This window comes from Sphingobacterium pedocola (genome assembly GCF_015209965.1).
Taxonomy (GTDB): Bacteria; Bacteroidota; Bacteroidia; order Sphingobacteriales; family Sphingobacteriaceae; genus Sphingobacterium; species Sphingobacterium pedocola.
The window spans coordinates 790461-813544 of sequence record NZ_MU158690.1 but is presented as its reverse complement, the minus strand read 5'-3'; the positions used below and the strand labels follow the sequence as shown (position 1 = coordinate 813544).

The following is a 23084-nucleotide window of genomic DNA, read 5'->3' as shown; positions in this document are numbered from 1 at the left end:
ATATTATTCCCAGTTTATCCTAAGTGTTTCTCCCGCTTTTCTAGTGTATTTTAATAGACCTTCGTCCAGTTTTGACTGACTTTTCTGTTTCTCGCCATCGACCCACATCTCGGAAACCTTCGTAGAGAATCGAATCACTAACTCCGTGTCCGACCCAATTTGGACAGTCAAGCTATTATTTTCCAAAACGACATCATTAAGCCATCCTGTTGACGATACAATTGATATTCCTGCATCGTTATTTCCTAAGATGAAGGCTTCTCGCGTATCATCGGGCATTACAAATTGAAAAGGTAAATGGAGTCCGTTCTCCGTTAGCGAATAGCTATGATTGAGCACGGCCAATAACTGTTTCCCGACTACTTCAACGCGGTGATCATACGATAATGCAGAACCACTAAACCCGACAACTTGTCCAAATGACTTTTCCCTATCTATACTGCTGTATAATTCTGGGGATGCGCCGACTTTTCCCATCACTTGGATAGGCAGGTGGCTGATATGTGGCAAGACCCGCTTTTGTTTGCTCACTAGCGCGTATACGGACGATCGCTGGCCTTCATTAAGTTGCTTAAGGTTACCCCAGAAACCTCGTCCTGCTACCAGCGCGGTATTGACATTATAGCGCTGTGCGTAAAAGGGTGCAGCATTATGGGGATATACGGCAAAGGTGAATACTTGCAGCGGTAATATCCCGGAAAACCTATTGATTATACCGCGCATTGACTTCGCACGATGGGTGCTGTAGTCCCCGTACGCCGAAGCTCCATTATTCATCCAAAAAAACTTACCTTCCTGTAACGGCATCAACCCCACTAAACAACGCTGCGGCTCGGTAAGATCGATTTCTACGACCACGTCGGGATGGTATTCTCTAAGCTCGCGCATCGCTTTTGTCATGTAAAAAGGAACTAAATAATCATAGCGATCTTTGCGTTCTTGCGGACTATGCAGATCATCGCCATGATGTAGCCCGGGAAGCGAGCTAGGGAATGAATTGACGGCGTCCCACTTGAAGAAACGGGCACCCTGATCGATGAGCCATTTGCAGTCATCCACAAAAACGTCGTAAAAATCACTGACAACGTCAAAAACCGGATGATTCCACTGCCCTTTGACAGGATTACCTTGCTTATCCAATATCACCCACTCCGGATGTGCCTTGAAACGTTCTGCGGTAGCGTCGATCCCCATGGGAGACATCCATATCCCCGGTATCATCCCCTTTTGTTTGATCTCCTCAATCAACGGTGCTATTCCCTGTACCAAACGCTCGTTAGGAGTCCAAACACCTTGCGTCACTTCCCAGCCGTCGTCCAAGACAAATAGGTCTACGCCTAAAGAAGCTGCATAACCAATCTCTTCCTTGATACGTTCTTCGGTGTATATAGCTCTGACATCACCTGCCGCCCGTTGCATACCCCAGGTATTATAGTAATACAGCGGTTTTCGGGATAGGCTATGATCTGTAATTTGTTCTAAAACATACCGATGGACCACTTCGTTAGTTTGGGCTACATCTTGATAACATGCTATCGCTGTCCATACCGTTTCATATGATTTGGCACGGGTAACTGGTTCGTTTTGAAGATATCCTCCTCTCAAAATCTTGGTAGCCAACGTTAATGTATGACCCTTTTTCGTGGTTTCCGTACCCAGAAACCATAGGCTTTCGTCGGTACTATCCAAATTGCTTTCGCCTACTACACCCTGTGCATCATCGTTTTTGAAAGCGTTATCTGAATTCGCCTGGTACATCGTCTGAAAGCCTCGTCTTGTATCTTGCGAAGCGTGTTCGTAGGCCGACAAGATCGTATAACCATCCAATTCTACTGTTTGGAAGGGTCCTTTTGTAAGGGAGGTCTGCCCCTCATGAAGGGTAAAGTGAAGCGAGTCTGGCGCAAACATATGTGCATACGCTAAGTTATTTACCGGGTTACGCTGATCCCATGTACGCGAAGGATCGAAATCCGGAAGAATTTCCTGTGCATACGTACCTATTCGTGTCTCCTTTACAGCAGCAGAGACACCGTGGTCTACAAAAGCGTACTGCGGAAATACAAAATGGAGCTTCCCGTCCAATTTTTGGAGGTGGAACGATTGTTTGTTCACGACTTTTAGCCGGAGCATTTCCCGTGTCAAAGACGATTCCGGAAAATATTGCTTAACGATCTCTACGATCAATCCCTTCCATTGCTTCTGCCCCACAATCTGGAGGAGCAATTCTTCCCCTCCATTGCTCAAGGTACGCACGGTATGATGGTGATACTGCCACGAAGATTGCAAAGCATTGACTACTTTCCCATCTAAAACGAACTCAAACCAGGGCACATCACTTCCTTGGACCAAGAGCTCCCGATTCAGGTCTTTAAGCCAGATAGTGGTGGGAAGGACCTTCCCGCGGTCAAACGAAATAACTTGTTTCATCTTATCGTTTTCGATAGTTAAGGATCTACCATCCCATTTTATCTCGCCAGAAACACGAGTTACCGCAGCGACAAACGCTATAAACAAACAAACTCTTTTTATCAAAACAAAACTTGAAATTGTGTAATTCATCATAATTAAATAGGCTCAGGGCCCCACAAATATAGTGCACCAGCACGCACTGCTTGTTGGCCAGTCGTAAAATTAATCAATATACCGATGGAAACTTCTGTTTCTTCTTCTAATGTGAATTCTATCTTAACGTTGAAACGATCGACTCCGGTTACAAACGAGATGTGGCCCAAAGCGCTATTTAAGTTGGCAACGTCAGGCAGCACATTTCCTGCCGCAGCGACCAAATACCGCTCCCCGGTTCCTCGGTTAGCAGCCCCAGAATTACCCTCTGTCGTCCAAATAACCTCATAATCGCCCGCCGGCAGGATAACAGTTTGATAAACTTTCCCGTTAACGATGGTAGGGTCACCATTACCCCATTTTTGAAATCCAAATGAGGCGGAATTGTTGATATTATCATAGCCTCCGTATATTTTATTCCCAGCAGGACCTTGGTTGCGCACGGCTGCATTGGTGGTCCAATCACTCAATGTTCCCCAACGTGCACCGTCATAACTGGAACGTTGGAATGGAATTTTAAAGTTCTTGAGATAGCGACTGCTCAGATCGACTTTCTTTGGAGGAACAAATTCCGCGACAGCTTGCTCCACAAAAGAGGTATAGAACGTATCTAACGCATTGGCTGTTGGTAAGAACAAGGTTCTATAAAAGATAGATGTCTCTTTTTTATAATCTTGAAAAATCGTTGTATCCAACAGGAAGTCCGTTCGCTTTAAGACCGTATCACCTAGCAAGTTCACATACTTTATTTCGGAAGCAAAAGCCCCCGACACGGTATCAGCCTGTCCCCAAGCAATAAACATTGTTCCGTTCCTCATTTGTGCAGCGGTCAAGATGGGTCTATCTAAAAGGCGAGCCTGATACCGGTTGCCATATGTATTTCCGAAAATCTCAAGGGGCACTGAGCTGTTTCCGTCCTGATCGTAAGTGACGATTACAAACGAATAATTATCTTCTGTTAAATTGTCAATCGTATGTGAGATAGTATCCAACGACGGAACTATCGCAATATCGGCAAAATCTGCGTTTGTGTTCCATGATATGCGTGCTTTAACAATATTTGGATCAACTCCGCGAGGCCAACTTATCTTTATCCGGTTTAGGCCTCCTTGCACGGTGACATTACTAGGTTTTGCAGTGTAAATCCGTCCGCCTCGTTCTACATATTGCTCGTATGTACTATCCATTTTTCTGCATCCTGACAAAAAAATGACCACAAGTATAGCTAATAATAATATTTTCCTTTCCATGTTTTTTACAGATTAAATAGTAGTCTAATGAACTTGTCCCCAAAACGATATCTCGGATGTCTGGACTCCCCCGCCCGGTGCCCAAGTTTCCAATGTTTTGAATCGAATATAACGAACTGGTACGGTCATCGTGCCATCGAAATCAAAATCTTCACCGTTCACTACGGCGTACTGCACATCCTCAGCGCTAACGGATCCGAAAGGAAGCCCCGAAGGTTTGACTGAGGTAAACGAGCCAAGCAATTCCCAACCTTCCCAACTTCCATCTGTGCTGGGGTTATTCGTTCCATAGATCTCAAAAGATTTAATCATTGCGGCGATGTAAGGATACCTCTGCCGTTGGTAAACCTTCATTCTACTAAAGGTGACAGGCACCCCTAGATCAACCGTAAACCACTGTGGAACAGCATGCGTAGCCGATACGATCCAAACATTTTCAGCAATATTTGTAATCCCGTCCCAAATTTTTTCGATATTGTAAGTAAACGTATGTTGCCAAGTGTCTGATGGAAGCTTGAGCAGTTTAAAGTTGTTTTTAGGGATAAACTCCTCGTACAAAGGCGTAAGCGTTTTAATCAGTGTATCCGATCTATTGCCCCACCGGTCCCGAACGAATAACGCAATCCTTTGAGGTTCGTTATCCATGCCGCGGGCGGCATAATGGGCTCTTTCGCTGCTGGTAAAAAATGTTCGAATCGGTGCCCAGGTATCGTTTCCTGTCGAATCAAACATCACTACAATCGCCAAATTGGCTCTGCTCTTGTTTTCAAAAGAAACTTTAACGCCGCCAAATGTGGCATCCATTTCTATTGTCTCAAATACCGATAATACCGCAGGTTTTTCTGGTGTGACCGTAATCAACAACGGCTCCGATAACTTCTCATTCCGACCTACGCTATACAATTTTACAGTCTGGGTAGCTGTATTTCCAAAGCCTTCGACCCTTAACGTGTCATAATAGCGGGAAGCTTTTGTCTCATGCGCTACGCCTGGCTGGATTTCATACACGGCCTTTACATAGGATAAATTCGGATCACTTGGCAAACTATAGCTGATAATAGCACCACCTGGAGTCGTGGTGACGATAACATCTGACACCTGGCTAGGCGCTGGCATATCCATATCGAGATGATCCAGACGATCCATTTCAGAACAACTTGTTAACCTTATCGCCAATAAGACAAAGGCGATAAAGATGCTGTGTTTTGTTTTCATATTCTTCATTTATTGAAATATCTATTTCATTTTTACCACCCTAAATTTTGAACTAAGTTCCTATTGACCACAATATAAGAATCTTTGATAGGCCAGAAATAATCCTTAGTTCTAAAGCGTTGTTCAAATACTACGTTCGACCTGTAGTAAGCGCCAGCCGCTTCTTGTTTTAAATCCCAACCTGTGATCGGTTGATTAAGTACTTGGGCAGATTCTTTCCAACGGCGAAGATCCCAGAACCGCTGGCCTTCAAAAGCAAACTCTATCAACCGCTCCTGCCTTATGATCTCTCTTAATCCGTCCTTAGTTGAAGGTTTGCTGGGTTGGTTTGAAAAGTCGCTCCATGATTGTTCCACCCCTTCAAGTCCCGCCCTGGCTCGCACCGCGTCAATGTACTCGAACACTTCAGGAGAGGGTCCCGAATACTCGTTGAGGGCCTCTGCATAAAGCAAATAAACATCTGCAAGGCGGATAATAGGCCATGGATACCACGTAACGGAATAATTGGTGCCTTCTCCAATAACATTCTGGTAATGTATGTACTTTTTAATAAAATAGCCTGTAACGGTACCACGATCTGCTAGCAAGCTACCGTTACGCTGTCCCGCCTTCCCCTCTAAAAAGAACAAGTTGTCTGGTTCTTTATCGTCGTATCTTCCTTGTCCGTACCAAACACCGCCGTCAAATCCTAAATTGGCATAGAATCTCGGCTCCCTATCAAAATGAAGCCCCGCCGTCAAAAAATTTCGACGGATGTAAAGCTCATCCTGTTCGGTAGCTTCTCGAAGTTTAAACCGATCGCTGTAAGCCCAGGTCTTATCTTCGGTAATGGGCACGCCATTCTCGGAGTAGAATAATTCAGCCATCTTCATGGGTGGGGAAAGTTCGCCGCGCAGTATCCAATTATCTAGATATCTCGGATCTATATGCGGAGTACTTATTATTTGAATACTATTGGAACTCGTTTGCGTGTTTGCCCAGACGATTTCACTATTCCATCTTTCTGTGAAACTGTTGCGGATATTCATTTGTGTTGTCATACTATCCGTCAAATCATAGGAACTAATCTCGGGCCTAAAATAATAGAGACTAAAACCACTGGCACGACAAGCCTCCACGGCCTCTTTGCAGGCTTGAACTGCCCGTTCCCATTTGTCCGGATCGTGGGTTGGATTAAATAGCGCTTGTCCATCTGGATTTTTTACCGTTATTTGATCTTCATTCCCATTAAAGAGTGGGCTAGCGGCTGTCACCAAAACTTTCGCCTTTATGGACAGTGCTATAGGAATAGTCACGCGCCCTAACTCATTCATTGGATTGACAATCTCTTGGGGCATGTGCTCCAATGATTCGTCAATCAGCTCGACGATGTAATCGAATACCTCATCCATAGGTGCACGACTTACTTTGACTTCTTCCGGAGTGGCTCCTATCGGGAGGTTTTCACGAACAATTGGTATAGGCCCATACATTCTTGCCAAGTAGAAGTGATAATATGCTTTTAAAAACATCACTTCACTCGCCCACCTAGCACGCTCAGGAGCTTCCATATCGGTCACGTTTTCGATGTTTTCCAGAAAAATATTACAGTCCCTAATACCGCGGTACATAGACTCCCAATTATCTCCGTACGGACTGACTATGTTCATCAGTCCACGGGCAATATCAAACAACCCCGTCTGACCATTTACCCGCCAAATTTCGTCACCACCTAACATTGCAGGATCGCCTCCTAAATCCCCATTTTTCGGCATGTAGGAATAACAGGTATGTAAAAACTTCTCCGCCTGTGTCCTAACCGTAAAAGCATTTTCCAAAGTTGCAATATTGTCTGGAACGATATCCAAATAACTATCACAAGCAATTAGTCCCTGTAGCATTAGAAACAACCCCACACACCTAATTTTCATTTTTTTAGCTATCATAATTATAGATTTTAAACTACTAATCTTAAAAATTAATATTGACCCCAACATTGAATACGCGCTGGATAGGATACCCTAGCCCATTCCCTCCCATCTCAACATCCCACAGCTTGAAAGAACTGAATGTTAAGAGGTTACTACCACTCAAGAATATACGAAAATTACTTGTTCTCAATTTTTTTTGAATACTTGCCGGCAAACTATATCCTATCTCAGTTTGCTTTAGTCGCAAAAAGGTTCCGTCTCTCATAAACCATGTACTGCTTTGTGTATTATTCGGAATAATGGTCGTACTCAAACGGGGCCACAGCGCATACACGTTTTGGTTATCTTCTGACCAATGACTATCCGCATAAGCGTCAAGCAATTGCGTGTGGTTTGCAAAAGGATGGGTGAGGTTAGGATCTATCCAAAATGATTCGTTGGTAAGACCTTGAAAAAATGCAGAAGCGTCTAGACCTTTGTAACCAACAGAAAAACCAAAACCATACACAATTTCGGGAACTATGGGATTGCCAATAGGTACCATATCATCCTCCGTGACTCTGCCGTCGTTGTTTACATCAAGGTATTTAATATCCCCTCCGCGATGCTCTCCAAAGGGCTGAGAAGGCGAGTTATATGCTTCGTAATCATCGACAAAAAGCTTTTCGGCTATATAACCATACGACTGGCCAATGGAGTTTCCTTTTCTATAGCGATATTGCTCATTATACTGAGGTTCCTCATAATTTTCATAGCGATTGGTGGCATACGTAAAATTGCCTCTCGCCGAAAGCCACCAGCCATTGTACCAAGATTGCTGGTAATCTACTGATACATCTGTCCCTCTACTGGATGCTTCTCCAACATTTGCCCGTATAGGTGCGTTCAGTCCCATCGTAACCGGTACATAATTCCTTGTCATTAGAATATTCTTCCGGTATTCGGAGAAATACTCTGCCTGCAACGTGACACGATTGAACAATCCTAACTCTAAGGCATAATTCTGCTTGACCGCTGTTTCCCAGGTAATATCTTGATTGGCATATCGTTCTATAGAAATACCGTCCCTAGTAAACGTTCTATCCCTGCCAAATACTGCCCTACGGGCAGGATTGTCCATATCTATGTTAGACAGATAAAAAAAGCGGTCCTGCGGCGAGCCGATAGCGTCGTTACCGACCATCCCATAGGTAGTCCTTAACCTTAAGTTTGTGATGACATCCTTTATCGGCTCAAAAAACTTCTCATTGGACACGCTCCAAGCTAAACCTGCAGAAGGGAAGAAACCGTACCTTTTGGATTGATGGAAACGTTCTGACCCATTATATCCAAAATTGAATTCTGCAAAATACCGATTGTCAAATGAGTACGTGGTTCTGCCTGACACCCCTAGATTCCGAAAAGGGAGCGATAGCTGAAGATCGTCGGCATTCGCATCCAGATATTCGCGCATCATAAATACCAACAGCCCGCTAACCCCGTGCTTCTCATTTATTCTACGGTTATAGTTTAAAATGGACTGTAAATAAAAGGAAGAATTGACCGTCTTCGCTCCAGGTTCATAACTCAGATATTCTGTAGACGTCGCTGGGTTTACATGCGAGGTGTAATAGGTATCCGTGAACTGGTCATACCCATTCAACGTGTAATAGAACGGCTCATAAGACCGCAGCATATCGAAGTAGGCATATCTATTGGTATTGAACATAGTCTCTATGGACAAGCCCTCTGTCAAATAAGAAAAATCGTGTTTCAATTCCACTTGCGCCGCCATCGTAGAGGAGGAGTAGTCCTTATATCCTCGCGTCATGTCTGCATAGGGATTACGGTAATCCCCCGAATCAAAATTGCCATACATAATGTGTTTGACATGACGTGTCCGGTCGTCTTCAGGAAAATATGCTGGAAAAAGAACTGGATTGGATCGTACCACGCGCTCATACATGGCAGCACCTCCATATATGGGACCTCTGTAATCATCAAAACTACCATTTAAGCGTACCACCATCTCTGTTGTCTTGGTGAGGTTAATATTTACATTGGTGCGGAGCGCATAGCTTTTCAGATCAATATTATTGTTAAAATTGTTCCGATGGTCGACTTTTAAGACGCCATTATCCCGATTGAGTGTACCCGATACAAAATATCGGGCTACCCCACCGCCACCGCTTACGTTGAGATTCATGCGTTGATTCATCGCGTAATCCTTAAACATCATCTCACGCCAGTCATTAGCAGGATAAGCATAGGGATTCTCCCCTAATTCAGTGTTCATAATCTTTTCATCTGAATATAACAAAGTATTGGGGTTGATATCGCCGAGAGGTGTACGTGTATAGACGGCTTCATTGTGTTTTCGCATATAAGTGACCGGATCTGCCAAGTCCACATTTCGCGTAGGCGTGGAGATGGAGTTTTCGATTCTAAAATACAGTTGCGCATTTCCGATTTGCCCTTGCTTGGTTGTAACCAAGATTACGCCATTGGCACCCCGGGCGCCATAAACCGCTGTAGCCGTGGCATCTTTCATAATACTAAAGCTTGCTATGTCATCGGGTTGGAGACGGGCTAATTGCGTTGTCGTTACCTCCATATTGTCTATTAAAATCAAGGGGTCTACCTTATAACCGAAAGTTGTCACCCCCCGTATGAAGAAATCTGCATTATCCTGACCTGGCTCTCCACTGCGTTGATACGCAATCATCCCTGCCACTCGACCTGCTAGGGCTGTTGTGAGATTACTGGACGGGTTTTTCTTTAGTTCACTGACGTTCACCGATGTGACAGACCCGACCATATCACTCCTCTTTTGCTGACCGAATCCGACGACGACAATCTCATCTAGATCTTCCGAATCTGCTTGTAAAGTCACATTGATTTGCAATTGCTCTCCTACTTGTACCTCTTGGCGCAAATATCCCACAATGGAGTAGACTAATACCGAGGACTCCGAGGGAACATCGATGACGTAGTTACCATTTACATCGGTCTGTGTGACAGTAGGAGCTCCCTTAATACCGACAGTTACACTTGACAATACGCGCGTACTATCGCTTACATTTCCCGTGATTCGTAAAGCCTGCGCAAACGAATCCGCGCTAACAAAAAGCATCCAGAGCAGAAGCAAGGGAACGAGTGTCTTAAAAAAAAATTTATTTTCCATAATTTAAATTTAATTGGGTTATCTCAAAATCAAAAAGTTATCGTTAATCCACCATCTACCGTCAATACCGACCCCGTTATATAACTTGCATCCAGACCTGCCAAAAAATAAACTACCCCCGCGACCTCCTCCGGTCGTCCCGCTCTTCTCAAAGGTAGATGGTCATACTTGACATAGTTGTCCTTAAACCATTCCGATTCCAGTTCGCTTCTGCCATCCACTTTTACCGACATGGGCGTATCAATAAAGCCTGGCGCAACGGTATTAGCTAATATACCTCGTGGTGCTAGTTCAAGCGCCAATGAGCGGGTAAACTGCGTAATCGCAGCTTTCGCCATCCCGTAAGCAGAACTACCTTGTTCTACCCTTTCATGGTGTATGGAGGTAATATGGATCACTCTCCCTCCGTCGACCATCAATGGAAGTAATTCGCGACAACTGTGCACAGTGCCATATAACATAATTTGCAAAGAATCATTCCAATGATCAAAACAACTATCTAAGATTGTTCCTCCTTGAGAAACACCGATACTATTGACGAGTACGTGAAATCTACCATAAATTTCCTTCAGCTTCCTTGCCAATTGCCGTATATGTCCGATATCTCTAACATCCACTTTCATTCCCAAATGCCCTTCTCCATAAAGTGTGCTGACAACACTGTTTACTTTTTCTGATGAAGACGATGCCACCACGACTTGCCAACCTTCCTTCGCAAATCGTTGCGCTGCAGATTTACCAATCCCAGACGATCCGCCCAATATCAATACTGTTTTCCGCTCCATAGATCAGTAAGTCGCCCTCCCCCCGGAAACATCAAATACAAATCCTGTCGAAAAGCTCGCTTCTGGAGACACAATCCAAGTCGCTATAGCAGCGACCTCTTCAATCGTACCTAATCTACCCATTGGAATCTTGCTAACCATATACTCCAATTGCGCTGGAGAAGTGTCCACGTTCATTGCTGTTTTGATAACGGCAGGTGCCAAACCGTTTACCGTAATACCTTTATCTGCATATTCCTTACCGACAGCTTTTACGAGACCAATGACCCCCGCCTTCATGCTGGAATAGCCAACCATAAATGGATTTCCTTCTTTACCTGCAATAGAGGCAATCAAAAGCACACGCCCGTAACCGTTCCTTTCCATGACTTGAATCCCATATTTAACCACCAAGAAAGCTCCACGTAAATTTACCTGGTAGATATTGTCATAAGCAGCTGTATCAAACTGTGTGATCGGTGTACTCGTGGGACCCACAATCCCAGCTGAATTAACCAATATATCCAGTCTCCCGAATCGACCCGACAGCTGTGCAAAGGTCTCTTTAACCATCTCCTCATCGCTAATATCCAGTGGCACTCCCATCACATCGAAGCCACTTTGTCGAAATGTATGAACCGTCTGCGCTAATTGTTGTTCATTCTTGTCCATCAATACGACCGATGCTCCCTCATAAGCCAATCTCCAACCAATTCCTTTTCCTAGACCATCTGCGCCCCCTGTTACAGCAGCAACCTGACCTTCAAATCGTTTATTCATCCTTTATTCTAAAATTAATGGTGTCTAATCCTTTCACATAGATGTGATCAGTAGCGAACAGCGCTCCCGACAGTGGCTGTTGTGCTAACTGATCTGCGCTGAGTCCCGCCCGTGCCGAAGTAATGTATAGCACGTCCAGATCTTTTCCGCCAAAGGCGCATGATGTAGGTCGTGAAACAGGAAGTTTAATTTCTGCCAACTTTTCTCCAGTGTCTGGATCGAAGCGAGCCACTGCCCATCCATCCCACAAAGCAACCCATAGCTTTCCTTCCTGATCTATTGCCATACCGTCTGGCCATCCATCATCGGCTGGTATCTGTATAACGGTAGTCGGCTGACGGATTGCCCCTGTCGTTCGTTCATATTCATAGGCAACAATCGTACGGGTGGGTGTGTCGATATGATAGAAGCGCTGATGCGAGGTATCCCAAGCCATACCGTTAGAAATCGTTACAACGCCAAGAACCTTTGTTAATCCGCTATTCTCTTCCAGCCGATACAAAGAACCCGCACCTGCTTGCTCATCCATCCCCATTGTACCGATCCAAAATCTTCCCTCGGGATCACATTTTCCATCGTTGCAACGCGTACCCGGAAAATCCTGCCCCATGGGGTATTCTAAGGTAAAGAGCCCTGTCTCAAAGGATAAGGTACCAATCCCCTCCTTTACCGCTAACAGGAAATCCCCAGAAGCCTTGGGTACGAGTGCACTTGGATAAAAAGGTGTATGGACAAAATCGACGCAGTGCTTAACGGTGTCATAACGATAAACCTTATCGGCTAAGATATCAACCCAATAGAGACAACGTTCTTGCGAATGCCAGATCGGACCTTCGCCCAATTGATTGGAATTATCAGCAACTACCTCTGCGCAACCTCTCGTGATCATAATTGTTTCAGTTTATAGCCGTGTTAGCTTATGCTAAGATAAAAGAATCATCTTTCAGCAGAAAACACCTCTTTTGCATATTATAATACAATATTTACATAGAACTGTTCAAAACTTGCAGTTTACAAACATTTTCGCTAATTATGTACTACAATTATAAGATCTCAGTTATATGCAACAGAACCATCATAAGAAAAGTGTATTTCAACACCAGAGCGCCATAGCGGACATGAGCTTTGTCGTAAGAGAGTATGTACAGCCCTATTTTGATTCCCCCTTTCACTTTCACGACACCTATGAGCTCATTATGATACCAAAGAGTCACGGGAAACTTTACACAGATAATAGAATAATTAATTTTTCGGAGGGAGAGATTTATATGTTCGGCCCCGGTCTATCTCATTGCTTTTTGAACGACCGCTCCTTTAAAGAATCTGAAGATACAGCACATGCTATTGTTGTTTTTTTTAAAGAAGATTTTATGGGAAGAGACTTTTTTCAGAAAGCAGAACTACGGGGTATCGTAGAGCTATTAAACTTGTGTAGGAACGGGCTTAAGCTGACAATACACAATCCCTATCTATCAACAAAATTTCAACAAATTACACAAGCTAAAGGGATGAATGCATTAATGCTGCTATTGGATATCCTACATCATCTCAGTTTGGATCAAGAATATCTCCTAACTATCGGCAGCACGACACCCCGCTTAAAAACCAAGAAACAGGATTCTGAACGATTAGAAAAAATTATCCGCTACATAGTTGATCACTATAAAGAGGAATTAGACAGTAAGGAAGCCGCTTCAATTGCCTGCATGAATGAAGCAGCCTTCTGTAGATATTTTAAACGACGTACGGAAAAAACATTTTCCCAATTTGTGAATTATGTCCGAGTGACGCATGCAACCGAGCTTCTGGCGAAAGAGAACTGGAATATTGCCAGCATTTGTTATGAGTGTGGCTATAGAAATGTCTCTTACTTTAATAGGCAATTCAAGAAAATCATGGGTAACACACCACTTGAATACCGGTCTACACACTTAAAATTTTCAGAAAGTATCATAAACACCATTGACTAATGGGAATCCCTCCCCACCTCGCTGCCAGAACATCCCCTCAGAAAATCAAAGTCCGCTCCTAAATGGGCCTGCTGTACATGCTTTTGGTAAAGGTGGGTATACCCCCGTTGATGCATATCGGCAAAAACCAGGGCTTTTTTTCGCTCGTTTAGTTCCGCTGTAGTCAGTTCGACTTCCAACCGTCTATTAGGCACGTCCAGTAGGATCATATCCCCATCTTTTATGACGGCCAAAGTACCTCCAACCGCAGCTTCAGGAGAAACATGGAGAATCACAGTACCAAACGCCGTTCCGCTCATTCGTCCGTCAGAAATCCGGACCATATCTGTCACCCCCCTATCCAATAGCTTTTTAGGAATACTCATATTGCCTACCTCTGGCATACCGGGGTATCCTTTAGGCCCAACATTTTTCAAAACCAGCACGCTGTGTTCCTCTACATGAAGCAGGGGGTCATCTATCCGAGCTTTATAATCTTCTATATTTTCAAAAACAACAGCAGGCCCCCGATGAACCATGAGCCTTGGGGTAGCCGCAGACGGCTTGATCACAGCCCCATCACTACAGATATTCCCTTTTAACACCCAGATTCCGGACTGCGGGTTTATAGGCTCTTCCAACGAGCTAATCACCTCCGAATTGTAGGATATCGTGTTCTTCATGTTATCCTCAACAGTCTTACCGTTGACTGTCAGTAATTCTTTGTTGAGACGAGGCGACAATATTTTCATTACGGCAGGAATACCACCTGCATAATACAAGTCTTCCATAAAAAATTGACCCGAAGGCTGCAAATTTACGATCAACGGCACTCCTGTTGCTATTTTTTCAAAGTCTTCCAACGCAAGTGGTACACCAATTCTACCGGCAATCGCCAACAAATGAATAATAAAATTTGTAGATCCGCCGATTGCCGCGTTTACAATAATCGCATTTTCAAATGCTTGAGGTGACAATATTTGGGAAAGTCGAATATCTTCTTTGACCAAACCGACAATACGTCTTCCGGAGAGCTCTGCCAATACCTTTCTTCTGGAGTCGGCTGCCGGTATCGCCGCATTTTCCGGAAGAGAAAGGCCTAGCGCCTCGACCATACTCGCCATGGTCGAAGCGGTACCCATTACAGCGCAATGCCCTCGGCTGCGGCACATGCACGCTTCTGCCATTAATAGCTCCTCTTGGAGCATACTTCCTGCTCGATTGGCCTCACTAAAACGCCAAATATCTGAGGTTCCAATGTCCCGTCCCTGATATTTTCCAGTCAACATGGGACCGCCCGATACAACAATTGTCGGCAGGTCAACGCTACAGGCTCCCATAAGTAAGGCCGGTGTTGTTTTATCACAACCGCAAAGTAGTACAACTCCATCTAACGGATTAGCCCGAATAGATTCTTCGACATCCATGCTTGCCAAATTTCGATAGAGCATTGCCGTAGGTTTCATGAGTGTTTCGCCGAGTGACATCACCGGAAATTCTACCGGCAGTCCTCCGGCCGCAATCACACCCCTCTTTACAGATTCCGCCAATTCACGAAAGTGAGCATTACATGGCGTTAGTTCGGACCAGGTGTTACATATCCCGATGATAGGTTTTCCATCAAACTCATCTGCCGGGATCCCCTGGCCTTTCATCCATGCACGATAGATAAACCCATCTTTTCCGGTGCGTCCAAACCAGTTACGGCTTCGTAATCCCTCTTCTTTATTTTTCATGTTATGTCTTTTACCGATTTTAACTACCAAAACATCATGTACAATGCCACTAGAATACCGCAGACCAGTAATCCTCCGACCGCAAATACTCTATCTACACCAAACATCTTAGCACTCACTTCCAACCCATTAACTTCCACATCTCTCCGCCTATCCCACCAACTGATGATAACCATCCCTAAGGCACATAGGATAAATGCAATACTCATTCTATCCAAAAAAGGAATCTCAAATCTATTGGCTTCATTGAGCTTTGCAAACCCTATCGGTTCTAAAAAAGACCAGTTTATCCAGTTGACCGAAAACTTCAACCCTATCGAGAGCAGAAATCCCCCAACTATAGCAAACATGGCCGCGTTAGATGTCGTGCGCTTCCAGAAAAAGCCAAAGATAAACATGGCGAAAACTCCGGGCGACACAAAACCTGTATACTCCTGGATGTATTGAAACCCTCCTTTCTTGTCAATCCCAAGATAGGGAGCAATAATAACAGCAATCAACATAGCTACTACCACAACGATTTTACCGACCGACACCATGCGCTTTTCCGATGCCTCCTTATTTAACAACCGTTGGTAAATATCAAATGTAAAAATAGTAGCTATACTATTCGCTTTTCCAGCCAAGGATGCTACTACCGCCGCAGTCAACGCTGCGAAGGAAAGACCTTTAAGACCTGAAGGCAAAAGGTTTAACAAGACAGGATATGCTCTATCGGGGTTCAACGTATTATCTTGGATCATTTCGGACTGGAAGTAACCCTGCTGATAAAGCACATATGCTGCAATACCCGGCAATACCACGATTAACGGCATCATCAATTTCAAGAACGCGGCAAAGAGAATACCCCGCCTAGCTGTTTTCAAATCCGCTCCTAATGCACGTTGCGTAATATATTGATTACAGCCCCAATAGTTAAGGTTGGCTATCCAAAGACCTCCAAATATGACCGTTAGTCCAGGCAGGTCGAAATAATTTGGATTATCCTGATGTAAAATCATTTCGAAATGTCCATCGGCATACTGCGTCATCAACTGAAATCCCTGAATAACCCCCGATCCGCCAAACTGTTTGGCCACTAGGTCTAATGATATGTAAGTCGTCAACAGCCCACCTAAAACCAAAAATCCTACCTGGATAACATCCGTGTAGCCGATCACTTTCATTCCGCCCAAAGTGATTAAAATGGAAAATATGGCTAAAAAATACATACAGAGCGTCAGATCAAATCCTGAAATACTACTGATGGCCAAGCCGCCTAGAAAAAGAATGGAGGTTAAATTAACTACGATATAAAGCAACAGCCAAAAAACCGCCATGATTATTCCGATATTACTGTTATATCGTTGGGTTAAAAACTGTGGCATGGTAAAGATTTTATTCTTTAAATACACAGGAATGAAAAAAATCGCCACGATGAGCAAAGTCAATGCAGACATCCATTCATAAGATGCAATAGCCAGCCCCATCTTAAACCCCGAACCACTCATGCCGATAAATTGCTCGGCAGATATGTTTGAAGCAATTAACGAAGCGCCTATCGCCCACCAGGTCAGCTTTCCTTCGGCAAGAAAATATTCTTTCGTGGATACGACTTCCGATTTTTTCCGAAGGTAAATCCATAATCCATAGCCAGCTACGACAATGAAATAACAAATAAAAATCACATAATCCGCTACAACTAACTCGTTCATTGGTTTATAAATTGGTTAAGCTCTAAAAACAAAGATAAGATTTATCGGAAGGCATCGAAAGCACACTATTTGCCAAATCTAACACTGAATTTGCTGTTTATGGTTAGGTGCACCGTTATTTTGGAAAATGATGTGTGAATTTCCCACAAAATGGGGAGGCACCTCCTATCCTTCGTAATTCAACTGTAGCGTTCGTAATTTCGCTTCCAATCGTTCAAATTTACGCATGCTTTCCTCCCTCGTTTAAATCGCGTCCTCTATCTCGACAACGGCCTCCTCCTTTGCGGCTATAGCTTCTTCTGGACGTGATCTTTGTAACAGAGGAAATAACAAGCTCATACCTCGAGCGATTTTAAGCTCAAAAAGCAATGTATTTGAGCTTAAAATCGCTGCAGTTTGAACTCATCGTTAAAATAGGCCCAAAAACTTAATAAATTAGCTCATTTATCAGTATACTTTGAGCTTATAAAAGAAAACATATGAGCTTCACTATGCCACAGATCGACAACGACATTTTTCAATTCTGGCGAGATAACCCATTAAGTTCTTCTCCTGAAATCCATATAGGCGTCGGGAAAGGTTTTTATGCTACAGCGAAGTGTGCCATTGCTAATTTGCTAAAAAACGGACAGATTGTATCCGAAGGCCAGCGTCGTGCAACATTAGGTGATTGATATACGATATTCCAAGTATATTTTGTGTGTGTTTTTTAAATAGTCGATTTAATAATTGTGGCTGAGAAAAGCCTAAACGTTCTGCTATTTCTGCTACAGAAAGGTTTGTGCTTGCTAAAAGTTGTTTCGCAACATCGATGACTTTAACTTCAATTCTTTCCTGTGCGGTCTGGCCGGAAACTATTTGGGAAATATCGTTGAGATAGCAACTCGTTAGCTGAAGTTTTCAGGCAAAAACAGGTAGACTAGGTAATCTACCGGTGTTTTTTTTGGTTTAAAGTGTGGATTAGTTACTCCTTATATTCACGATCTATTGCACGGATCTCCTCTAACCTGTCATTGAACCATCGTTGATAAAACCTATTCATATGCTGTAGAAGCAATTCGACATAGGAAAATAAAATATCGGCAATCATGCCGTCGGCATCATTTTTTGACTCTTCAGCAATTAAATGGAGAAGAGCTTTTACTATATCCTGTTCTTCATCTGTCAACAACAATGATCCGTGATTTCTATACCGAATCGCGCCGGATAATAAAAAAAGGATTATTGATGTGTTCGCTCTTTCCTTCGCGGATCAGCTGGGCAACTGTTCTGCCCATCTTTTCAAAGTCTGTAGTAATAACGGTGACATTTAACAGCTCTTTGAGCACCGTCTCGTTAAACGATAATATCCCGATTTCCCTACCGGGCGTAAATTTCTGTGTCCTGGTCTTTTTAATCAAGATCGCCAAATCGTCCTCAATCAATACGATATACAATGTTCCTCTCTCCAGATCCTCCTTGTCTGCATCAGCAATGACACTGAACTCCTTTCCCGTTTGTGTACAAAATTGCAGAACCCCTTCATTGAGTTCGACAGGGTGATTACTGTATCGCGGAAATACGACGACAATCTTCTCGTACTTTTCCATCAGATCGTTGGCAGCTACAAATGCATGATATATATCCTTTTTAAAATCCTGATAGACCGCTATTCCCGAATGGGATAACTGCGGGAGATCTTTATCCAACAGCACAAGCTGATCGGATGGAATCTTTTGGAATGTTTTTAGATAGGTCGCCTCCTCCGTTCCGTGGACGAAATGGGGCATAATCACGTAATAATGATAATGCCCTAAGCTTTCGTCCACAATATCAGCGAGGAGCTGCGGATTGTAATAATGAATCTGGAGGTCAACCTTGGCTTTGCTACCTAGCTCCGAAATGATCGCATCGTAGACTATTTTTTTGTACGAACTCAGCTTATTAAAAATCAAAAGCACCTTCAGACGCGTATCCTGCGTGCCGGCAACAAAATTCCCTTTGCCCCGGAATGCTTTGACATAGCCTTCCCGTATCAGCTTCTTAAACGCCTTCTCCACTGTATCACGGGATATAGCATGTGCTTTGCTGAAAGCGGTAATCGAAGGAAGTTGGTCATTCCGTTTCAAATTACCTTTTTCAATCTCTAATTTAATAGCCTCAGCGACCTGCTCAAACTTAAGTAAAGTGCTATTATTTGCGATATGGATTGATTTCATATAAAGTTCTTAACAGACACTAAGTTACTTATTTTGCGTTAATTCAAGGCACATACCGACGAGATGGTGCTGCATTTGTCTATTTTCTAACCACTTTCGATAAATCGAAGGCCTGGATTTCGAAACCTACATCGAATGTACCGGGCACTTCCCAACCGATATTCATACCCGAAATCCGAAGATCATGATCAAATGAATCTTTGAGGTAACCGCGTTCCTTTGCATAGGTAACCGCTTTAATAATAAAGGGGTAAAGATCTTTCTCGATTGTGATCTGCTGCCCTTGGTGAAAGCTTTTTCCCTTCATAAAGTCGTCTGTCCCGATACTGTATATAAACTTTCCGGTTGCATCGTCTTTACCGATATCCTGGGAAGCATAAAGTGGGATGTGCTCGTAGCGGACATCGTAAAGCGGTATCCCGAACCATAAGTAATCGCCATAACCTGCCGAACTTGTATTTAAATTCTGGATCGTCAAAAAAAGCTGGAACTGTGCGGCATGCAGATTTTTATCAAACTCCGCTCCATTCATCTTGTTCTCTGACTTGGTCAGCTTGCCCGCAAAATTAAAAATCAGCTGTTCGATGTCCTTGATGTATGGCTTGTCGGGGAACGATTGCTGAAGCAATAGATGAGGCCAGTCTTCACCGCTCGCTCTCGGTGCGTCGTACTCGTTGGAAGTTGTGAGGTCCATACGTACGTTCACCGACTCGTTTCCCTGCCGTTTAAAGGAGATTAATTTGCCTGCGTCTGCGTACGCAATAGTCCCATCAGATCCCACCTCTTTACTAGATTCGGACAGCTGATACTTACTACCCCACTCGGCCAGCTCCCACAGCGGAGTACTGCTGGGGGAGAAAGGAGATAAATTACCGGGCGAAGGCGTGCCGCCTGCTCTGGAAAGACGGAGTCCCCGTATAAAATTGGGATCGCCCAAAATGGATAGCTTGTCGACAACTTCAGCGTTATTATCGGGCGTTCCTGAGCCGTTATTCGAACCCACCCGTTCGTTTATATTGCCGTCGCCGGGTTTGCATGAAAGGCTATAAAGGGCAAGTAATATGATTCCTATTGGTATGATTAAAGTCTTCATAGTTGATATCATTATAATATTTCTAAATTCAAGTTGTCGAAAGCGATGTTGACGGGGTTTGCTAAGCCAAAGTAATAAAAGCCCGGAGAACCTCCGAGGTATGGACTAGCGTCTTCCACGGACCGCTCAAACAGGATCGCATTCGTCGTGCTATTGATTATCGTTATATTGAACACACCAGGCTGGGATGAAGTGATCGTAGCCCGATAGGATGTGTTTGGGGCAAAGCCCTCAAAATTCTCGTTGACCATAACATTCACCCAGTGACCAACACCGTTTTCGCCGGACTTGAGCAACTGCAGCATGCTATTGGTCGTGCGCAGGAGGTAAAAGCGTTTGTTGTCGCTCTGCGCATTAAAGATAATGCCCGCAAAAGACTCGGGCGAGCTTTGCATATCGGCCGTCAACTTGAAATAGCTACCGTCTCCAACTTGCATATTCAATTCTGCATCGCGGTACAGCACGTAGCTTTCCAATCCGCCCGCTGAGCTAAACAGACGATTGTCCGTTAAGCCAAAGCTACCCTGTATGATTTGCCAGTTTGCACCTAGCGGATTGGGGATTATCGAAGAGGTAACGGGCTCTACATTGGACCGGTTGAAATCGTCTCCGAACACCTTTGCCCTGACCAGCACCAGCTTCGCTTTGTTGGATACCTTACCGCGACTTCTTACCGATACGCCTACTTGGCTGCCCGTGAGTTCTGGTACAACGACTTCGATCTCGGTTTCCGTGGCGGAAAGGATCTCAACGGTCTGTTGTCCAAACCGGACGATATTCTCCGCCATGTTTTCGGAGAAATTGAGCCCGACAAGCGTGAGCTTGTCGCCGGCGGCGGCGTTGGCCGGGCTTAATTCCAATATCCGCGGGATAGGCGCGTCATTCGTAGGGCCTTGCACTTCTTCCCTGCTGCAGGCGCTGCAGAACAATCCCACGAGAAGGCACATAAAAGTTGATTGTTGTATGATAGATTTCATGATCGTATTTTTTAAAAACGTTAATTAATCCCAGCCTGGGTTCTGTTTCCACAACGGCATTAATGCCAGTTCGCCAAATGGGATCGGCAAGATAAGGTGGTTATCGGTGTGGGATTTCCGCCTGCCCGTAACGATCCGTTTGCCCGTAAAACTTGGGCCAACTTCCGTCCACTCCATTCCGGTCGTCAGCTTATCGGTGCTACCAAGAATCTTCCAGCGACGCACATCCCAAAAGCGATGCTCTTCAAACGCCAGTTCGACCCGACGTTCGCGGCGGATACGTTCTCGCATCTCCTCTTTGGTAAGATCTTCAGGCAAACCAGGCATATCTACCCGATCACGAACGGCATTGAGCGCATCATAAACATCTTTCGTAGGCCCATACGCTTCGTTGGCTGCCTCGGCATAATTCAGATAAAGTTCACCCAAACGGTACTTTTTAAACCTTGCTGTCCCTGTATTTGGATCAAGTTGCTTTGGATCACGAAACTTGCGTAGGTAATACCCATTGCTCGTGCGCTGCATGATGTTGGAAATCCCATCCGCTCCGCCGAGATACGACTGGATATGATAGGGCTGCCCATTTACTTCGCCATAGTACGCATTATTATACCATACCGTGGCATAGAACCGCGGATCGCGATTGGCATAGGGATTGGATTCGTTATAACCCGATCCGGTATTGATGATAGGATACAGGTGATCTTCGTCGTAATAGCCCAATATAGCGGGCTGGCCGTTTGCCATATCATAGGCATCTACCAGTTCTTGCGACGGGCTAGCCCCCGCTTTATCTCCGCCGATAGAAGGAATTGCATGCATACGGAAAATCAAGTGGCTAAATTCGTGCGCACGATGGGGCTTGATTTCAAAGATAGTCTCGCGGTCTGCCGGATTGACACTAAGATCGGTTCTGCCGTAAAAATAAGATTCATAATCGGGGAAGAGGTGGTAGTTGTTGGCCAGGAGATCGTCTAAAGCACTCTTGCCAGCTTCGGCAGCAGCCTCCCACAATGCCTGATCATCGGCTTCATTCCATAGTGGACTTGCGGCATAAAGAAGCGCCTGGGAACGCACCGCGTGGGCTACGGCTCTCGTGAATCGGCCACGCTCGGGCTCGGCGGTAATGCGGTACGGTAATGCTGATTCTGCAATGGCTTCCTCACAATCGCGCTGAATGAGTGCTACACCTTCGCGGAAGGACTGCCGAGGCAGCACTTCGAACTTAAAATCACTATCGAAGGGCTTATCGACTACGGGCATACCACCGAACATCTTGATGAGTTCGAGATAAAAGAAGGCCCGTAAAACCTTAACTTCGGCAATGAGACGCGCCTTGGTTTGCGAGTTAGAATAGGGCGTATCACCGATGCGCTGTAGAAATACGTTTGCCTGCCGTATGCCTGCCCAGTTTTTTCGGTAATAGTTGCCGTTTGTTTCCGGATCTGTGGTATTGGTCGAAAACTGGATATCGAGCGGATTCCAGTTGGGACGCAGCTCGCCATTATACCAGCGAGATGGCGCCCGTTGCATATCCTGGGGAAAATCGTTATCGTGCGCTTCGTCTGAAAAGCCAGCCAACAACGTATAATAATTATACGACGAACCGTATGGATTGATGTTGTCGTACATCGTATTGACATATTCGGACGCCATCAGCTCATCCGCAAAAACCTGCTCTAGTGTAAGACGGCCGTCAGGCATGATATCTAGCGGATCTTTGTTACAGCCCACTACAAGCAATAATGTATATACTAATATGATGTTAAGAATATTTTTCATGTCTATTCGCT

At 44.5% G+C, this 23084-nt stretch carries 17 protein-coding genes and 1 pseudogene; 2 read left to right on the top strand and 16 right to left on the bottom strand.

Annotation, left to right across the window (positions count from 1 at the left end; all coding sequences use genetic code 11):
- Positions 1–3 precede the first annotated feature (3 nt).
- From C4F40_RS13500 to C4F40_RS13465, 8 genes are read right to left on the bottom strand one after another with little or no spacing between them, the layout of a single operon-like run.
- Positions 4–2514, bottom strand: coding sequence for an alpha-galactosidase (locus C4F40_RS13500; protein ID WP_231390064.1), 2511 nt, complete (start codon positions 2512–2514; stop codon positions 4–6).
- Positions 2515–2564: 50 nt separating this feature from the next.
- Entirely contained in the window at positions 2565–3812 is a 1248-nt protein-coding gene (locus C4F40_RS13495; protein WP_196939905.1) for a DUF4998 domain-containing protein, read from the bottom strand.
- 24 nt (positions 3813–3836) lie between these two features.
- Positions 3837–5027, bottom strand: coding sequence for a DUF5000 domain-containing lipoprotein (locus tag C4F40_RS13490; RefSeq protein WP_196939904.1), 1191 nt, complete (start codon positions 5025–5027; stop codon positions 3837–3839).
- A gap of 32 nt (positions 5028–5059) precedes the next feature.
- Positions 5060–6937, bottom strand: coding sequence for a RagB/SusD family nutrient uptake outer membrane protein (locus C4F40_RS13485; RefSeq protein ID WP_196939903.1), 1878 nt, complete (start codon positions 6935–6937; stop codon positions 5060–5062).
- Positions 6938–6977: 40 nt separating this feature from the next.
- Complete coding sequence (locus C4F40_RS13480) at positions 6978–10100, bottom strand: SusC/RagA family TonB-linked outer membrane protein (RefSeq protein WP_196939902.1); 3123 nt, start codon at positions 10098–10100, stop codon at positions 6978–6980.
- A gap of 29 nt (positions 10101–10129) precedes the next feature.
- Positions 10130–10885 carry an SDR family NAD(P)-dependent oxidoreductase gene (locus C4F40_RS13475; RefSeq protein WP_196939901.1) on the bottom strand — a complete coding sequence of 252 codons (756 nt, stop codon included), beginning with the start codon at positions 10883–10885 and terminating at the stop codon, positions 10130–10132.
- Between the two features lie 3 nt (positions 10886–10888).
- Positions 10889–11644, bottom strand: a complete 756-nt coding sequence (locus C4F40_RS13470; RefSeq protein ID WP_196939900.1) for an SDR family NAD(P)-dependent oxidoreductase — start codon at positions 11642–11644, stop codon at positions 10889–10891.
- Positions 11637–12533, bottom strand: coding sequence for an SMP-30/gluconolactonase/LRE family protein (locus tag C4F40_RS13465; RefSeq protein ID WP_196939899.1), 897 nt, complete (start codon positions 12531–12533; stop codon positions 11637–11639). Before C4F40_RS13465 ends, C4F40_RS13470 begins: the two co-directional genes overlap by 8 nt.
- A gap of 172 nt (positions 12534–12705) precedes the next feature.
- Between C4F40_RS13465 and C4F40_RS13460 the strand changes: the two genes are divergently transcribed.
- Positions 12706–13614 carry a helix-turn-helix domain-containing protein gene (locus C4F40_RS13460; protein WP_196939898.1) on the top strand — a complete coding sequence of 303 codons (909 nt, stop codon included), beginning with the start codon at positions 12706–12708 and terminating at the stop codon, positions 13612–13614.
- On the opposite strand, the gene C4F40_RS13455 is transcribed toward C4F40_RS13460, so the two are convergent.
- Entirely contained in the window at positions 13611–15329 is a 1719-nt protein-coding gene (locus C4F40_RS13455; RefSeq protein ID WP_196939897.1) for an IlvD/Edd family dehydratase, read from the bottom strand. The two genes, C4F40_RS13460 and C4F40_RS13455, sit on opposite strands and share 4 nt — an antisense overlap.
- Positions 15330–15352: 23 nt before the next feature.
- Entirely contained in the window at positions 15353–17023 is a 1671-nt protein-coding gene (locus C4F40_RS13450) for a sodium:solute symporter family transporter (protein WP_196939896.1), read from the bottom strand.
- A 479-nt stretch (positions 17024–17502) separates the two neighbouring features.
- Here C4F40_RS13450 and C4F40_RS13445 point away from each other — a divergent pair, with 479 nt between their 5' ends.
- Positions 17503–17697 carry a hypothetical protein gene (locus tag C4F40_RS13445; protein WP_196939895.1) on the top strand — a complete coding sequence of 65 codons (195 nt, stop codon included), beginning with the start codon at positions 17503–17505 and terminating at the stop codon, positions 17695–17697.
- Here C4F40_RS13445 and C4F40_RS21780 read toward each other — a convergent pair.
- From C4F40_RS21780 to C4F40_RS13415, 6 genes and pseudogenes are all read right to left on the bottom strand, one after another.
- Positions 17633–17905, bottom strand: a pseudogene (locus tag C4F40_RS21780) (helix-turn-helix domain-containing protein); the annotation flags it as partial. The gene C4F40_RS13445 and the pseudogene C4F40_RS21780 overlap by 65 nt on opposite strands.
- Positions 17906–17987: 82 nt before the next feature.
- Complete coding sequence (locus tag C4F40_RS13435; RefSeq protein ID WP_196939894.1) at positions 17988–18197, bottom strand: hypothetical protein; 210 nt, start codon at positions 18195–18197, stop codon at positions 17988–17990.
- Positions 18198–18210: 13 nt separating this feature from the next.
- Positions 18211–19221: a GntR family transcriptional regulator gene (locus tag C4F40_RS13430; protein WP_196939893.1), complete on the bottom strand. Its 1011-nt coding sequence runs from the start codon at positions 19219–19221 to the stop codon at positions 18211–18213.
- A 79-nt stretch (positions 19222–19300) separates the two neighbouring features.
- On the bottom strand, positions 19301–20314 hold the full coding sequence (locus tag C4F40_RS13425; protein ID WP_196939892.1) for a hypothetical protein: 1014 nt from the start codon (positions 20312–20314) through the stop codon (positions 19301–19303).
- 11 nt (positions 20315–20325) lie between these two features.
- Positions 20326–21291: an IPT/TIG domain-containing protein gene (locus C4F40_RS13420; protein WP_196939891.1), complete on the bottom strand. Its 966-nt coding sequence runs from the start codon at positions 21289–21291 to the stop codon at positions 20326–20328.
- A gap of 24 nt (positions 21292–21315) precedes the next feature.
- Complete coding sequence (locus C4F40_RS13415) at positions 21316–23073, bottom strand: RagB/SusD family nutrient uptake outer membrane protein (protein WP_196939890.1); 1758 nt, start codon at positions 23071–23073, stop codon at positions 21316–21318.
- Positions 23074–23084 lie beyond the last annotated feature (11 nt).

What these genes read in the sequence shown, in the direction of transcription:
- C4F40_RS13460 (WP_196939898.1), top strand. Translation starts at nt 12,706, where the DNA reads ATGCAACAGAACCATCATAAGAAAAGTGTATTTCAACACCAGAGCGCC.
- C4F40_RS13415 (WP_196939890.1), bottom strand. Translation starts at nt 23,073, where the DNA reads ATGAAAAATATTCTTAACATCATATTAGTATATACATTATTGCTTGTA.
- C4F40_RS13490 (WP_196939904.1), bottom strand. Translation starts at nt 5,027, where the DNA reads ATGAAAACAAAACACAGCATCTTTATCGCCTTTGTCTTATTGGCGATA.
- C4F40_RS13455 (WP_196939897.1), bottom strand. Translation starts at nt 15,329, where the DNA reads ATGAAAAATAAAGAAGAGGGATTACGAAGCCGTAACTGGTTTGGACGC.
- C4F40_RS13445 (WP_196939895.1), top strand. Translation starts at nt 17,503, where the DNA reads ATGAGCTTCACTATGCCACAGATCGACAACGACATTTTTCAATTCTGG.
- C4F40_RS13420 (WP_196939891.1), bottom strand. Translation starts at nt 21,291, where the DNA reads ATGAAATCTATCATACAACAATCAACTTTTATGTGCCTTCTCGTGGGA.
- C4F40_RS13485 (WP_196939903.1), bottom strand. Translation starts at nt 6,937, where the DNA reads ATGAAAATTAGGTGTGTGGGGTTGTTTCTAATGCTACAGGGACTAATT.
- C4F40_RS13450 (WP_196939896.1), bottom strand. Translation starts at nt 17,023, where the DNA reads ATGAACGAGTTAGTTGTAGCGGATTATGTGATTTTTATTTGTTATTTC.
- C4F40_RS13465 (WP_196939899.1), bottom strand. Translation starts at nt 12,533, where the DNA reads ATGATCACGAGAGGTTGCGCAGAGGTAGTTGCTGATAATTCCAATCAA.
- C4F40_RS13425 (WP_196939892.1), bottom strand. Translation starts at nt 20,314, where the DNA reads ATGAAGACTTTAATCATACCAATAGGAATCATATTACTTGCCCTTTAT.
- C4F40_RS13480 (WP_196939902.1), bottom strand. Translation starts at nt 10,100, where the DNA reads ATGGAAAATAAATTTTTTTTTAAGACACTCGTTCCCTTGCTTCTGCTC.
- C4F40_RS13475 (WP_196939901.1), bottom strand. Translation starts at nt 10,885, where the DNA reads ATGGAGCGGAAAACAGTATTGATATTGGGCGGATCGTCTGGGATTGGT.
- C4F40_RS13470 (WP_196939900.1), bottom strand. Translation starts at nt 11,644, where the DNA reads ATGAATAAACGATTTGAAGGTCAGGTTGCTGCTGTAACAGGGGGCGCA.
- C4F40_RS13495 (WP_196939905.1), bottom strand. Translation starts at nt 3,812, where the DNA reads ATGGAAAGGAAAATATTATTATTAGCTATACTTGTGGTCATTTTTTTG.
- C4F40_RS13430 (WP_196939893.1), bottom strand. Translation starts at nt 19,221, where the DNA reads ATGAAATCAATCCATATCGCAAATAATAGCACTTTACTTAAGTTTGAG.